Raw genomic sequence first — 15,245 nt, 5'->3', positions numbered from 1 at the left:
GATTCAACTGGTCATACCACAACGTTACCAGAGTGTTATGGGCAGGTACAGGGAGGCCGCCCCGGGCCTGCGACTAAAGTCGGCTGGCCCGGTGGTGGAGCCTTTGTCAGACTGGCCCCATGGTCACGGTGGAGCCTCTCATGTCACTTCTGTTCAATTTTGCCCGTCCACCGTTCGACGGCCTGGACGAGGAGGCACGCCAGCGGCTCGGTCAGCACCTCAGCATCTGCTACTTTCGCGCGGGCCAGACGGTGCAGCACGCCGGGGAGGAGCCCGCCGGGCTCTACCTCATCATCAAGGGGGCCGTGGAAGAGTCTGCCCTCCATCAATCCTTTGGCGACTATGGCGAGGGGGACATGTTCGACGTCCGTGCCCAGTTTGACGGGCACTGCCGCCACCGTTTCGCCGCCCTGGAAGATACCCTCTGCCAGCTCATTCCCCGCCCCGTCTTTCTGGCCCTGTGCGACGAGCACCCCCATATCGCCCGCTACTTCACCGCCACCCTGGCGGAGCGCCAGCGGGAGCAGGAGCGCCGCGGCCAGCTCGGACAGCAGAACCTGGCAGAGTTCATCCTGACCCGCATCGCTCCCGACCATCTGCAGGCGCCGCTCATCGTGGAAAGCAGCCTCTCGCTCCTGGCCGCCACCGAGGCCATGGTGGCCAGGGGCACCGACTGCCTGCTCTATCCCGGAGCAGACGGCAGCCTGAGCCTGGCCACCCGCAAGACCCTGCTCCACGCCCTCACCCTCAAGGGATTGTCGCTCAGTGCGCCGCTGGCGGTGCTGACCCCCACCCCGCTGACGGGTCTGCCACTGGGGAGCTATCTGTTCGATGCCCTGCTGCTGATGACCCGCCACCGCATCAAGCGCCTGGTCATCTGGCAGGGGCAGGAGGTGGCAGGCATCCTGCATCTGACCCAGGTGCTCGGGCTCTTCTCCACCCACTCCCATGTGTTGACCCTGCGCATCGCCCGCGCCGACTCCCCGGCCGCCCTCGAGGCGGTCGCCCGGGAGCAGCAGCAGCTCATTCGCTCCCTGTTTGCCCAGGGGATCCACACCCTGTTCCTGATGAAGCTCATCGCCACCATCAACGAGCAGTTGATCGCCAAGGCCTTTTCCCTGGTGATCCCCGCGGCGCAGCAAGAGCAGGTGTGCCTGCTGATGCTGGGGTCGGAGGGGCGTGGCGAGCAGATCCAGAAAACCGATCAGGACAATGCCCTGATCCTGCCGGATGGCCTGCCGTGGCCCACCCAGTCGGCGGATCTGGCCGCCTTCAGCGCGCTGCTGGCGCGCCTGGGTTATCCCCCTTGCCCGGGCAGGGTGATGGTCAACAACCCGGCCTGGGTGAAGCCGCTTGACGGCTGGCTGCAAGGGATAGAGCAGGCCTGTGTGCGCGCCAGCGAAGCGGATCTGCTCTGGCTCGCCACCCTGGCCGATGCCCAGGCCATCACGGGAGATCGCGCCCGGCTCGCCCCCGTCGCCCGCCACCTGCGGGCCTGCCTCGCCGACCGGCCGGATCTGCTGGCTGAGATGGCAAGGGCCGCCGTCGCCTTTCACGCCCCCCTCACCCTCTTTGGCAGGCTGGAGCAAGCCCCGGAGGGGCTGGATCTCAAGCGGGGCGGCCTCTTCCCCCTTGTCCACGGCGTCCGGGTGCTCTCCCTGGAGGCGGGGATCCTGGAGACCTCGACCACGGGGCGCATCGAGGCCCTGGTGGGCCAGGGACGCCTCAGCCGGGACTATGGCACCAATCTGGCGGAGGCCTTCCGGCTGTTCATGCGGCTTCGGCTGCGCAGCCAGTTGCAGGAGGGAGACGGACGGGTGCGGGTGGCCGACCTCGGCCCCGCAGAGCGGGATCTGCTGCGCCATGCCCTGCACCAGGTGAAGAAGTTCCAGCAGTGGCTCACCTTGCACTTTCGTCTTAGGCAATAGCGATGTGGATGCACTGGCGTCGCCGCTGGCTTGGCAGGACGTTTCGGGAGGGGGAGTTTGCCCCGCTCTTTGCCCGCCCTGCTGGCGACGAGTGGGTGGCGCTGGACTTCGAGACCACCAGCCTGGATCCGGCGCTGGCGGAGATCGTCTCCATCGGGGCGGTGCGCATCCGGGGCAACCGGATAGAGACGGGCGATGCCCTTGCCATCCGGGTCCAGGCTCCCGCCAGCCTGAGCGCCGGGTCCGTGGTGATCCACGGCCTGCGCCATCAGGATCTGCAACAGGGAATGGCACTGGAGCCCGCGCTGCGCGCGCTGCTGGAGTTCATCGGCCCCCGTGAGCTGGTGGGGTATCACATCGCCTATGACCTGCGCATTCTCAACCTCGCCTGCCAACGGCTGTGGGGGCTCACCCTGCCCCAGCGCGGCATCGAGGTGAGCCGCCTCTATCACGATCACCTCTATCGCCGCTATCCCGACGCCGCCATCGATCTGCACCTGGCCGCGATCTGTCGCCATCTGGCGCTGCCAGCCCTGCCCCCCCACGACGCCCTGAGCGATGCCGTCACCGCCGCCCTTGTCTTTGTACGCCTGCATCAGGGCGGCCCGCTGGCTTATCCCAAAGTCTAATTGTTCAGCAATAACATTTAATTCACATTTTGCTTACATGGACAGCAGTGCTGTCCGGTAGGGAACCCCTCATCCACCGCTGACATTCACTGTCATGGAGAACTGCAATGGAACAGCAACCGTATCTTCGGATCCAGCAAGATCCCAACTTCCAGGCACTGGTCGCCAAACGCCAGCGTTTTGCCTGGACCCTCTCCATCCTGATGCTGGGGCTCTACCTGGCGTTCATCCTGCTCATCGCCTTTGCACCTGGCTGGCTTGGCACCCCCTTGAGCGAAGGCTCCAGCATCACCCGTGGCATCCCGGTCGGGATTGGCCTCATCGTATCGGCCTTCGTGCTGACCGGTATCTACGTATTTCGTGCCAACGGCGAGTTCGACGAACTGAACCAGAAGATCCTCAAGGGAGCGCAATCATGAAAGGCAAGTTTCTGCTGCCGCTGGCAGGTCTGATCTCCACCCCCTTGCTGGCGGCCGACGCCATCAGCGGCGAGGTGCAACGCCAACCCCTCAATATCTCGGCCATCGTGATGTTCGTGGTCTTCGTGGCCGCCACCCTGTTCATCACCTACTGGGCCTCCAAGCGCAACCGCTCGGCTTCCGACTACTACGCCGCCGGCGGGCGCATCACCGGCTTCCAGAACGGTCTGGCCATCGCCGGTGACTACATGTCCGCCGCCTCCTTCCTCGGCATCTCCGCCCTGGTCTATACCTCGGGCTATGACGGTCTCATCTACTCCATCGGCTTCCTGGTGGGCTGGCCCATCATCCTGTTCCTGATCGCGGAGCGGCTGCGCAACCTCGGCAAGTACACCTTTGCCGACGTGGCCTCCTACCGCCTCAAACAGACCTCGGTGCGCAGCCTCTCTGCCAGCGGCTCCCTGGTGGTGGTCGCCCTCTACCTCATCGCCCAGATGGTCGGTGCCGGCAAGCTCATCGAGCTGCTGTTCGGCCTCCAATACCATGTGGCCGTGGTGCTGGTCGGCATCCTGATGGTGCTCTACGTGCTGTTCGGCGGCATGCTGGCCACCACCTGGGTACAGATCATCAAGGCGGTGATGCTGCTCTCCGGTGCCAGCTTCATGGCCATCATGGTGATGAAGTCCGTCAACTTCGACGTCGGTACCCTGTTCAGCGAAGCGGTCAAGGTGCATGCCAATGGTGCGGCCATTATGAGCCCGGGCGGCCTGGTCGCCGACCCCATCTCCGCCATCTCCCTTGGGCTGGCCCTGATGTTCGGTACCGCCGGTCTGCCCCACATCCTGATGCGCTTCTTCACCGTGAGCGATGCCAAGGAAGCCCGTAAATCGGTGTTCTACGCCACCGGCTTCATCGGCTACTTCTACATCCTCACCTTCATCATCGGCTTTGGCGCCATCCTGCTGGTCAGCACCAACCCGGACTTCAAGGACGCCACCGGCGCCCTGCTGGGGGGCACCAACATGGCGGCGGTCCATCTGGCCGATGCAGTGGGCGGCAGCCTGTTCCTGGGCTTCATCTCCGCCGTGGCGTTTGCCACCATACTGGCGGTCGTGGCCGGGCTGACCCTGGCGGGGGCCTCCGCGGTCTCTCACGACCTCTATGCTTGCGTCATCAAGGAAGGCAAGGCCAACGAGGCCGACGAGCTGCGCGTATCCAAGATGACCACCCTGGTACTGGGTGTGGTCGCCATCGGCCTTGGCATCCTGTTCGAGAAGCAGAACATCGCCTTCATGGTGGGCCTGGCGTTCTCCATCGCGGCGAGCTGCAACTTCCCGGTGCTCTTCCTCTCCATGTTCTGGTCCCGCCTGACCACCCGTGGCGCCGTCTATGGCGGCTGGCTCGGTCTCATCAGCGCCGTGACCCTGATGATCCTGGGCCCCACCGTCTGGGTGAAAGTACTGGGCCATGCCCAGGCCATCTTCCCCTACGAATACCCGGCGCTCTTCTCCATGGGGCTGGCCTTCATCGGGATCTGGTTCTTCTCGGTCACCGACAAGTCCCAGGCAGCCTCCGACGAGCATGCCAAGTTCTTCCCGCAGTTCGTCCGCTCCCAGACCGGGCTCGGTGCCTCCGGCGCCTCCGCCCACTAAGTGGCATCCCACGCATCCAAGCCGGCCCAGTGCCGGCTTTTTTCATGACCGCCCCCTCGCCTCCCCTCTGCAAGAGAGGCCGGAGCCCGTTGCCGGCCTGGTCGTGAAACCTTACCCCCTGCAATGGGGCCAGATCACAGTTCCTGCTAAAACTTTCGGGGGATCTGTGCCATAATGCGCGCCATTTGACAGACCAACCGGGACATTCCAGTGCTTTCAAGCAACAACATCACCATGCAGTTCGGCGCCAAGCCGCTGTTTGAGAACATCAGCGTCAAGTTTGGCGGCGGCAACCGCTACGGCCTCATCGGTGCCAACGGCTGTGGCAAGTCCACCTTCATGAAGATCCTCGGCGGCGATCTCGAACCCACCGGCGGCAATGTGAGCCTGGATGTCAACGAGCGCATCGGTAAGCTGCGCCAGGATCAGTTCGCCTACGAAGAGATGCGCGTACTGGACGTGGTCATGATGGGCCACACCGAGCTGTGGGCCGCCATCGCCGAGCGCGATGCCATCTACGCCAACCTGGAGGCCACCGACGACGACTACATGAAGGCCGCCGAGCTGGAAGGCCTGGTCGCCGAATATGATGGCTATACCGCCGAATCCCGCGCAGGCGAACTGCTGCTGGGTGCCGGTATTCCCATCGAGCAGCACAACGGCCCGATGAGCGAAGTGGCCCCGGGCTGGAAACTGCGGGTACTGCTGGCGCAGGCGCTCTTCTCCAACCCCGACATCCTGCTCTTGGACGAACCGACCAACAACCTGGACATCAACACCATTCGCTGGCTGGAGCAGGTGCTCAACGATCGTGAAAGCACCATGATCATCATCTCTCACGACCGTCACTTCCTGAACTCCGTCTGCACCCACATGGCGGATCTGGACTACGGCGAGCTGCGGGTCTACCCGGGCAACTACGACGAGTACATGCTGGCTGCCACCCAGGCCCGCGAGCGCCTGCTGGCCGACAACGCCAAGAAGAAGGCCCAGATCGCCGATCTGCAATCCTTCGTCTCCCGCTTCAGCGCCAACGCCTCCAAGTCCAGCCAGGCTACCTCCCGCCTCAAGCAGATCGACAAGATCAAGATTGAGGAAGTGAAGGTCTCCAGCCGTCAGAACCCCTTCATCCGCTTCGAGCAGGACAAGAAGCTCTACCGCAACATCCTGGAGATCGAAGGCGTCTCCAAGGGTTATGGCGACGGTCCCCTGTTCAAGGGGCTCAACATGATGCTGGAAGTGGGCGAGAAGGTCGCCATCCTGGGTACCAACGGGATCGGTAAGTCCACCCTGATCAAGACGCTGGTCGGTGCCCTGGCACCGGATACCGGCACCATCAAGTGGTCCGAGAACGCCCAGATCGGCTACTACGCCCAGGATCACGCCGACGATTTCGACACCGATCTCAATGTGTTCGACTGGATGGCCCAATGGAAGCAGGAGAACGAAGACGAGCAGGCGGTGCGCTCCGTGCTGGGTCGTCTGCTCTTCTCCCAGGACGACATCAAGAAGCCGGTCAAGGTGCTCTCCGGTGGTGAACAGGGCCGGATGCTGTTCGGCAAGCTGATGATGCAGCGCCCCAACATCCTGATCATGGATGAACCGACCAACCACCTGGACATGGAATCCATCGAATCCTTGAACCTGGCGCTGGAGATGTACAAGGGTACCCTGATCTTCGTCTCCCACGACCGCGAGTTCGTCTCCTCCCTGGCGACCCGCATCCTGGAACTGACTGAAGACGGCATCCGCGACTTCGGCGGCACCTACGAGGATTACCTGCGCACCCAGGGTGTGGTGTAATCCTCCGCTTTCAAGCAAAGCGATCAGAACCGGCGCCTCGTGCGCCGGTTTTTTTATGCCTCCTTAATCACGCCCCACAGCAAGAGAAGAATTGGGGATAGGGAGAGCAAGAGTACAGCGCGCTGTCATACACCTGTCCCGCTCATCCCCAGCCAGGATAGGCAGCACAAGCCCGTGCCTGGCCCTTCCCTCTTGCGCCCGCCCGCTCTGCCGGGCTGTCGATGGCACAAAAAAAACGGCTCCATCATGGAGCCGTTTTCACACTTGGGGCCGTGAGGCTGACTTACTCGACAGTGGCTTCCACGTCGGTGAAGTATTCGATCTTGGCCGCCTTGCGCAGCTCGTCGATCAGCGACTTGTAGTCGGCCTGTGCCTTGCCCTGACCCAGCTGACCTTGCAGCAGGCTCACCATCTGGGACGGCTCCTTGATGACGTTGACCTTGTCCAGCGCCACCACCACACGATCACCGTTGGCTTCGGTCACCAGCTCGACGCTCGGCTTGCCATCGGTCGGATGGGGCATGCGGAACGCCTGGGTCACCAGGTTCTGGTCCATCTCCTGGGCGAAACGGGATACGCCGGTATGGGTATCCACTTTCAGACCCAGCGCGGTCAGGTCGGCCTGAACGTTCTCACCGGCCTTGAGCTTGTCCAGCAGACCCTGGGCCTTGCCACGGGCCACTTCACTGGCCTTGTCGTGCTTGATGGCGGTGATCACCTGCTCTTTCACCTCGGCAAGCGGCTTGGCCGCCTTCGGCTGGTGACCCATGATGTGCAGCACCAGCGCCTTGCCGTCGGCCAGCTCGATCACGTCGGAGTTGGTGTTGTCATCGCGCAGCTGTTCGGAGAACGCCACGGAGAGCACCTTGGGATCATTGAGGGGTGCCGGCGCATCGGCCTGGCTGAAATAGCCGGTGGACTGCACCTGGAGGCCCATGGCTTCGGCGGTCAAGTCCAGGGAGTCCGGGTTCTCGAAGCTGCTGTCGGCCATCTTCTGCTGCTCGGCGAAGAACTGCTCCTTGGCCTTCTCAGACTGCAGACGGGCGATGGTATCGCTCATCACGTCCACGAAGGGCTTGGTCTTGGCCGGTTCGACGGCCAGCAGCTTGATAATGTGGAAGCCGAACGGGCTCTTCACCACGGCGGAGAGATCGCCAGCCTTGGCCAGCGCGAACGCGGCTTTCTCAAAGGCAGGATCCATCACCCCCTTCTCGAACCAGTCGAGCTCCCCGCCCTTCTTCGCGGAGAAGGTATCGGAGGAGTCGGCCTTGGCCAGCGCGGCGAAATCGTCACCTGCCTTGGCCTTGGCCAGCACGGCCTCGGCTTTCTGCTCGGCGGCCTTTTCATCCTTGCCAAACGGGATCAGGATGTGCGCCACCTGACGGCGCTCGGGACGCTGGAACAGATCCTGATGCTGGTCGTAGTAATCCTGGGCATCCTGCTCGGTGACCTTGATGTTCTTGCCAAGGTTCGCGGCATCGAGCAGCAGATAGTCGACATTGACCGTCTCGTCGTTCATGAAGCGAGCGCTGTTGGCCTTGTAGAACTGCTCCACCTCGGCATCGCTCACCTCGATCCCGTCCACATAGGCGGAAGCGGCCAGACGGATCAGGCGCAGGTCACGGGTCTGGTTGTAGAGGCGATCCAGTTGCTCGGCTTCCCCCTTGAGGGCGAACTCCGATCCCAGCACGGCGCCCATCAATTGCTGGCGCACCATATCCTGGCGCAGGGAGTCGCGGAACATCTCGGGGGTCATGCCGGCACGGCGAATGAGCTGCAGGTAGCGGTCATTGCTGAACTTGCCGTTCTCGGCAAACTCGGGCATGGCGACGATGGCCTGCTTGATCTGCTCATCGCTGACGCGCAGACCCAGGGAGCGGGCCTTGTCATCGATCAGCGCCTGATCGATCAGACGGTCCAGCACGCCACGGCGGAACTGTTTCATGTAATCGGGATTGGCGGCCAGCTGGTTGAAGGCCTCACCCATTTGGGATTCCATGCGGGCCCGCTCATTGCGGTAGGCATTCTCCAGTGCGGGGGCACTGATGTCATTGCCGTTGACGGTGGCGGGGGCGGTACGTGCCGGGCCATTGAGGTAGCTGCCTACGCCGGCCAAGGCAAAGGAGAGGATGATCAGGCCCAAGATAACCTTGGCTACCTTGCCCTGCGCCCCTTCGCGTAGTTTATCCAACATCATGTTTGTACTTATGCTCCCGAACTCGATGGGCGTAAATAATGAAAAGGCGCACCGATTGCGATGCGCCTTGGTCAAGCAGTATGAGGGAGAGCCCTCTCACTTGTCTGGTCAGAGACCAAGGACGGTGCCGATAGATATCAGCGACCGGCTTAGTTGACCGCGTCTTTCAGGGCCTTGCCGGCTTTGAAGGCAGGAACTTTACCGGCAGCGATTTCGATGGTCGCACCAGTTTGCGGGTTGCGGCCGGAACGGGCTGCACGCTCGCGAACGGCGAAAGTACCGAAACCAACCAGAGCAACCTGGTCACCCTCTTTCAGGGCTTCGCCCACGGCATCGATGAAGGCATCCAGCGCACGACCAGCGGCAGCTTTGGAGATATCAGCACCGTCTGCAATCTTGTCAATCAGTTGAGATTTATTCACTCTTATATTCCCCTTTTATCGAACATCGCTGCGGCGCTGATTTCCCTGGCCACAACAAGTGGAGGTTTTATAACAAGCCTCCTGATCAGTTGCAAGTGACAATCTGGCGCAAACCCGCGCCACATCACGCATTGCGACTCATCATGAGTACCCGATCGGTGGTCAAGGCTACTTCCGTTGTCCGGTGCATGCAAGCCTTAACCACCCCCCGAATGCGCCAAATTTGCGGCGCATCAACATTTACACGACAGAAACGCGTTCGAAACCTTGCGGATTGTCCTGCAACGCCAGTGCAAGCACCTCATCAATCCAGCGAACCGGATAGATTTCAAGATCTTGTTTGACGTTGGCCGGGATCTCCTCGAGGTCACGTTCGTTCTCTTTCGGGATCAGCACACGCTTGATGCCACCACGGTGGGCCGCCAGCAGTTTCTCCTTGAGACCACCGATGGGCAACACCTCGCCACGCAGGGTGATTTCACCCGTCATGGCCACGTCGGCGCGCACCGGGTTGCCGGTGAGGCTGGAGACCAGGGCGGTACACATGGCGATACCGGCGCTCGGGCCGTCTTTCGGGGTCGCCCCTTCCGGCACGTGCACGTGGATGTCGCGCTTCTCGTAGAAGTCGCCGTTGATACGCAGCTTCTCGGCGCGGGCACGCACCACCGTCATGGCCGCCTGGATGGACTCCTGCATCACGTCACCGAGGGAACCGGTGTAAGTGAGCTTGCCCTTGCCCGGCATGTTGGTGGTCTCGATGGTGAGCAGATCGCCCCCCACTTCGGTCCACGCCAACCCGCACACCTGACCAATCTGGTTCTGGTCGGTAGCCTTGCCATAGTCAAAGCGCTGTACCCCCAGGAACTCCTTGAGGTTCTCCTGGTTGACCTGAACATGCTTGATGCTCTTGTCCAGCAGGATGCGTTTGACTGCCTTGCGACAGATTTTGGAGATTTCACGCTCCAGGCTGCGCACACCCGCCTCGCGGGTGTAGTAGCGGATCACCCCGATCAGCGCCGAATCCTCGATGGTGATCTCGGAAGGCTTCAGGCCGTTGCGCTGGATCTGCTTGGCCACCAGGTGCTGCTTGGCAATGTTGAGCTTCTCGTCCTCGGTGTAACCGGACAGACGGATCACTTCCATCCGGTCCAGCAGCGGACCCGGGATATTCATGGAGTTGGAGGTGGCTACGAACATCACGTCCGACAGGTCATAATCCACTTCCAGATAGTGATCGTTGAAGCTGCTGTTCTGCTCGGGATCCAGCACCTCCAGCAGGGCGGAAGCGGGATCGCCACGCATGTCCGAACTCATCTTGTCGATTTCGTCGAGCAGGAACAGCGGGTTCTTCACGCCGACTTTCGCCATCTTCTGGATGAGCTTGCCGGGCATGGAGCCGATGTAGGTACGACGGTGACCACGGATCTCCGCCTCGTCACGCACCCCACCCAGGGCCATGCGCACATACTTGCGGCCGGTGGCCTTGGCGATGGACTGGCCCAGGGAGGTCTTGCCCACCCCGGGAGGCCCGACCAGGCAGAGGATGGGGCCCTTGAGCTTGTTCACACGCGCCTGCACCGCCAGGTATTCGAGGATGCGATCCTTGACCTTGTCCAGGCCATAGTGATCCGCATCCAGCACCTCCTGGGCCTTGCCCAGGTCTTTCTTGACCTTGGAGCGGGCCTTCCAGGGCACCTGCACCATCCAGTCCACATAGCTGCGCACCACGGTGGCTTCCGCCGACATGGGGGACATCATCTTGAGCTTGGCGAGCTCGGCCTGGGCCTTCTCGCGGGCATCCTCCGGCATCCCGGCCTCTTCAATCTTGCGATTGAGGGCTTCGAATTCATCCGGGCTGTCTTCCAGCTCACCCAGCTCTTTCTGGATGGCCTTCATCTGCTCGTTGAGGTAATACTCCCGCTGGCTCTTCTCCATCTGCTTCTTGACCCGGGAGCGGATGCGCTTCTCGACCTGCAACAGGTCGATCTCCGACTCCATCATGGCCATCAGAAACTCGATGCGCTCGGACACGGAGGCGATTTCCAGCACCTTCTGCTTGTCTTCGAGCTTGAGCGGCATGTGGGCAGCCATGGTATCGGCCAGGCGCGCCGCATCGTCGATCGCCGAAATCGAGGTGAGTACCTCGGGCGGGATCTTCTTGTTGAGCTTGATGTAACCTTCGAACTGGCCGATGGCAGAGCGCACCAGCACGTCCTGATCCTTCTCCTCGATGGGGGCGGACGCGATGTACTGGGCCTCCCCGACAAAGAAGTCGCGATCGTCGATCATCCGCTCAAGGCGGGCACGCTGGCCCCCCTCCACCAGCACCTTGACGGTGCCGTCCGGCAGCTTGAGCATCTGCAGAATATTGGCCACTGTCCCGACGGAGAAAATTTCCTCCACCGTCGGTTCGTCAGTCGACGCATCCTTCTGGGCCACCAGCAGGACTTTCTTGTCCTGCTCCATGGCCGCTTCCAGACAGCGAATGGATTTTTCCCGCCCCACAAAGAGTGGAATGACCATGTGGGGATAGACCACCACGTCACGAAGAGGCAGGACGGGAATCTCGATGCGTTCTGAACGCTCTAGGTTCATATATGTCCTCTCGGCTTGTTATACCGTTGGCAAAGGCTTGGCTGAGTATATGGGGGCGCAAAGATGAGATTCAATCGCCTTGGCCGTAAAAAGCATGAAAGGGGCAAAAAGCCCCTTTATGTGATTAAAAATCAGACAGTTACTCTGAGGCTGCGGCCTGAGTCTCGGGATTGTCGTAGATCATCAGGGGCGCGGAGTCTCCCTTGATCACCGTCTCGTCGATCACCACCTTGCTGACCCCTTTCAGGGAGGGCAGGTCATACATGGTGTCGAGCAGCACGGCCTCGACAATGGAACGCAGACCCCGGGCACCGGTTTTGCGCTCCATGGCCTTGCGGGCAATGGCATTGAGCGCGTCATCACGAAACTCCAGCTCAACCTCTTCCAGGGCGAACAGCGCGGCATACTGCTTGGTCAGCGCGTTTTTCGGCTCTTTCAGGATCTGGATGAGGGCAGCCTCGTCAAGCTCGGTCAGGGTCGCGACCACCGGCAGACGACCGATGAACTCGGGGATGAGACCGTACTTGATGAGATCTTCCGGCTCCACCTTGGCAAAATTCTCGCTCAGGGTTGCCTTGGCATTCTTGGATTTCACCTCGGCGCCAAAACCGATGCCGGTGCCCTTGACGGAGCGCTGCTCGATCACCTTGTCCAGCCCCGCGAAGGCACCACCACAGATGAAGAGGATCTTGGAGGTGTCGACCTGCAAAAACTCCTGCTGCGGGTGCTTGCGACCGCCCTGGGGCGGCACGGAGGCGATGGTGCCTTCGATCAGTTTCAGCAGTGCCTGCTGCACCCCTTCCCCGGAGACGTCGCGGGTGATGGAGGGGTTGTCCGACTTGCGGGAGATCTTGTCGATCTCGTCGATGTAGACGATGCCACGCTGGGCCTTCTCCACGTCGTAGTCGCACTTTTGCAGCAACTTCTGGATGATGTTCTCCACGTCCTCGCCCACATAACCGGCTTCGGTCAGGGTGGTAGCATCGGCCATGGTGAAGGGCACATCCAGCAGACGAGCCAGGGTCTCGGCCAGCAGAGTCTTGCCGCTGCCGGTGGGGCCAATCAGCAGGATGTTGGATTTGCCCAGCTCCACGCCACCGGACTCGCTGCCGCTGCGAAGACGCTTGTAGTGGTTGTAGACAGCCACTGCCAGCACCTTCTTGGCGTACTCCTGACCGATCACGTAGTCGTCCAGATGGGCGCGGATCTCATGAGGGGTCGGCAGCTCGCTACCATCGCGCTTGGGAGAGATCTCGCGGATCTCTTCGCGGATGATGTCGTTGCACAGCTCGACACACTCATCACATACGTAGACGGAAGGGCCAGCGATCAGCTTGCGCACTTCATGCTGGCTTTTGCCGCAGAAAGAGCAATACAGCAGCTTGTCGCCCTCACCCTTGCGTTTCTCTGTCATTCAGCGACCTCGTTTTATCAATAGAGGATGGATCGTCCTGCTGAGTTTACAACAGGACGGGGTACCCTGCTCAGCCGCGCTGGCTCAGGATGCCGTCAACCAGACCATAGGCAACGGCCTGCTCGGCGGACATGAAGTTGTCACGGTCGGTGTCGCGCTCGATGGTGGCCATGTCCTGACCGGTATGGAACGCCAGACGATCGTTCAGGGTATTCTTGATTTTCAGGATCTCCTGGGCATGGATCTGGATGTCAGAAGCCTGCCCCTGGAAGCCGCCCAGCGGCTGGTGGATCATCACTCGGGCATTGGGCAGGCAGAAACGCTTGCCCTTGGCGCCACCGGCCAGCAAGAAGGCCCCCATGGAGCAGGCCTGCCCCATGCAGACGGTGCTCACGTCCGGCTTGATGAACTGCATGGTGTCATAGATGGACATACCCGCAGTGACGGCGCCACCCGGCGAGTTGATGTAGATGCTGATGTCCTGATCCGGGTTCTCGGACTCCAGGAACAGCAGTTGGGCCACCACCAGATTCGCCATGTGATCCTCGACTTGACCGGTCAGGAAGATCACCCGCTCTTTCAGCAGACGGGAATAGATGTCGTAGGAACGCTCCCCTTTCGCGGTTTGCTCTACCACCATCGGGATGAGCGCATTGCGTGGGGATTCAGTCACATCGTTATAGTTCTTGTACATAAGGCATTGTCCCTAAAATAAAATGGCCCGAGTGGAGATCACACGAGCCATTATACTTAACAGTTTTGACCTTAAGTCAAATGTTCTTAGGCAGCGGCACCGGACTTGTTGATCACTTCGTCGAAGGCAACTTCTTTCTCGGTGACTTGCGCCTTGGACAGGATCAGATCGATGGCTTGATCTTCAATGGCCAGATTGCGCACGCCGTTCAGCATCTGCTCGTTCTGCTGATAGTACTCGATCACTTCTTTCGGATCTTCGTAGGCAGTGGCCATGGACTCGATGATGCTGGTCACACGGGCGTCGTCAGCCTTGATCTCGTTGGTGCGGATGACGTCACCCAGCAGCAGACCAACGCGGACACGGCGCTCGGCCTGGGCCTGGAACAGCTCGGCCGGCAGCTCGGGGGCGTTGCCGCCCTGGAAGCCACCGAAGCGCTGCAGAGCCTGCTGACGCAGGGTGTCGATTTCCTGGGCAACGGCAGCCTTCGGCAGATCGATCTGGTTGGCTTCAACCAGGCCGTTCAGTACCTGCTCTTTCACGCTGTTTTTCAGGGCCTGGGCCAGTTCGCGCTCCATGTTCTTGCGCACTTCTGCCTTCAGTTCTTCAACGCTGCCGCTCTCGATGCCGAAACGCTTGACGAACTCTTCGGTCAGCTCGGGCAGCACTTGCTCTTCAACCTTGTGCAGCTTGGAAGCAAATTTGGCAGCCTTGCCCTTCAGGGCTTCGGCGTGGTAGTCAGCCGGGAAAGTCACCTCGATGGTGAACTCGTCGCCCGCTTTCTTGCCCAGGATGGCGTCTTCGAAGCCCGGGATCATGCGGCCAGCGCCCAGTTCCAGGGTGAAGCCTTCAGCCTTGCCACCGTCGAACTCTTCACCGTCGATGGAACCGACGAAGTCCATGGTCACACGCATGCCGTTGGCGGCAGCCACAGCGGCTTCAGTCCAGGTGGCGTGCTGCTTGCGCAGGGTGTCGATCATGTTTTCCAGGTCGCTGTCCTTCACGGTGGCAACCGGCTTCTCGACCTTGATGCTCTCCAGACCGGCAACTTCGAACTCCGGATACACTTCGAAAGTGGCGGTGAATTCGAAATCCTGACCTTCTTTGATCTCTTTCGGATCCATGGTCGGGGCGCCAGCCGGGCTCAGTTTGTTCTCGATGATGGCCTTGATGAAGTTGTTCTGCATCATTTCATCGGCAACGCGGGCGTGAGCCATGGCACCGAACATCTTCTTGATGATGGCAACCGGAGCCTTGCCAGGACGGAAACCGTCGATGCGACGAGTTTTGGCCAGGCCATTCAATTCTTTGCGCACGGCGGCGTCAACGGTAGCGGCCGGTACAGTGATGGTAAGACGGCGTTCCAGACCCTGGGTTGTCTCTACAGAAACTTGCATTCTTTTACCTCGTTCAACTCAGCACTGCGTGCTGACCCTTTATTGCCCCCGGGCAAGCCCGGAGTCTTCCTGTTTATAAAGACAACGACTGTCTT

Annotated in this window: 11 protein-coding genes; 5 read left to right on the top strand and 6 right to left on the bottom strand. The window is 61.0% G+C overall.

The features are described 5' to 3' along the window. Positions 1 to 140 precede the first annotated feature (140 nt). From ACNPAA_RS09510 to ACNPAA_RS09490, 5 genes are all read left to right on the top strand, one after another. Positions 141 to 1,928, top strand: a complete 1,788-nt coding sequence (locus ACNPAA_RS09510; protein ID WP_201871965.1) for a putative nucleotidyltransferase substrate binding domain-containing protein — start codon at positions 141 to 143, stop codon at positions 1,926 to 1,928. Between the two features lie 2 nt (positions 1,929 to 1,930). After that, a complete protein-coding gene (locus ACNPAA_RS09505) occupies positions 1,931 to 2,557 on the top strand; it encodes a 3'-5' exonuclease (protein WP_029314461.1) in 627 nt (208 codons plus the stop codon). A gap of 107 nt (positions 2,558 to 2,664) precedes the next feature. Beyond that, positions 2,665 to 2,976: a DUF485 domain-containing protein gene (locus ACNPAA_RS09500; protein ID WP_039039049.1), complete on the top strand. Its 312-nt coding sequence runs from the start codon at positions 2,665 to 2,667 to the stop codon at positions 2,974 to 2,976. Then, entirely contained in the window at positions 2,973 to 4,628 is a 1,656-nt protein-coding gene (locus ACNPAA_RS09495) for a cation acetate symporter (protein WP_039039048.1), read from the top strand. The genes ACNPAA_RS09500 and ACNPAA_RS09495 overlap by 4 nt, the downstream gene beginning before the upstream one ends. A 210-nt stretch (positions 4,629 to 4,838) precedes the next feature. Beyond that, a complete protein-coding gene (locus ACNPAA_RS09490) occupies positions 4,839 to 6,431 on the top strand; it encodes an ABC-F family ATPase (protein WP_045524774.1) in 1,593 nt (530 codons plus the stop codon). A gap of 283 nt (positions 6,432 to 6,714) precedes the next feature. Here the strand turns inward: ACNPAA_RS09490 and ppiD are convergent, their stop codons facing one another. The 6 genes from ppiD to tig form a co-directional block, all read right to left on the bottom strand. After that, on the bottom strand, positions 6,715 to 8,628 hold the full coding sequence (gene ppiD, locus ACNPAA_RS09485) for a peptidylprolyl isomerase (RefSeq protein ID WP_199767338.1): 1,914 nt from the start codon (positions 8,626 to 8,628) through the stop codon (positions 6,715 to 6,717). Between the two features lie 149 nt (positions 8,629 to 8,777). Further along, positions 8,778 to 9,050: a nucleoid-associated protein HU-beta gene (gene hupB, locus ACNPAA_RS09480; protein WP_005315375.1), complete on the bottom strand. Its 273-nt coding sequence runs from the start codon at positions 9,048 to 9,050 to the stop codon at positions 8,778 to 8,780. A gap of 240 nt (positions 9,051 to 9,290) precedes the next feature. Beyond that, a complete protein-coding gene (gene lon / locus ACNPAA_RS09475) occupies positions 9,291 to 11,645 on the bottom strand; it encodes an endopeptidase La (protein ID WP_010674574.1) in 2,355 nt (784 codons plus the stop codon). Between the two features lie 139 nt (positions 11,646 to 11,784). Further along, positions 11,785 to 13,059, bottom strand: coding sequence for an ATP-dependent protease ATP-binding subunit ClpX (clpX, locus tag ACNPAA_RS09470; RefSeq protein ID WP_010674573.1), 1,275 nt, complete (start codon positions 13,057 to 13,059; stop codon positions 11,785 to 11,787). A 70-nt stretch (positions 13,060 to 13,129) separates the two neighbouring features. Next, positions 13,130 to 13,753: an ATP-dependent Clp endopeptidase proteolytic subunit ClpP gene (gene clpP, locus ACNPAA_RS09465; protein ID WP_005324106.1), complete on the bottom strand. Its 624-nt coding sequence runs from the start codon at positions 13,751 to 13,753 to the stop codon at positions 13,130 to 13,132. Between the two features lie 86 nt (positions 13,754 to 13,839). Further along, complete coding sequence (gene tig, locus ACNPAA_RS09460; protein ID WP_010674572.1) at positions 13,840 to 15,150, bottom strand: trigger factor; 1,311 nt, start codon at positions 15,148 to 15,150, stop codon at positions 13,840 to 13,842. Positions 15,151 to 15,245 lie beyond the last annotated feature (95 nt).

This window comes from Aeromonas sp. PS2Canimalfood6 (genome assembly GCF_048276795.1).
GTDB lineage: Bacteria > Pseudomonadota > Gammaproteobacteria > Enterobacterales > Aeromonadaceae > Aeromonas > Aeromonas caviae.
The sequence above is the reverse complement of the archived record's forward strand: the minus strand, read 5'-3'. Positions and strand labels throughout refer to the sequence as shown.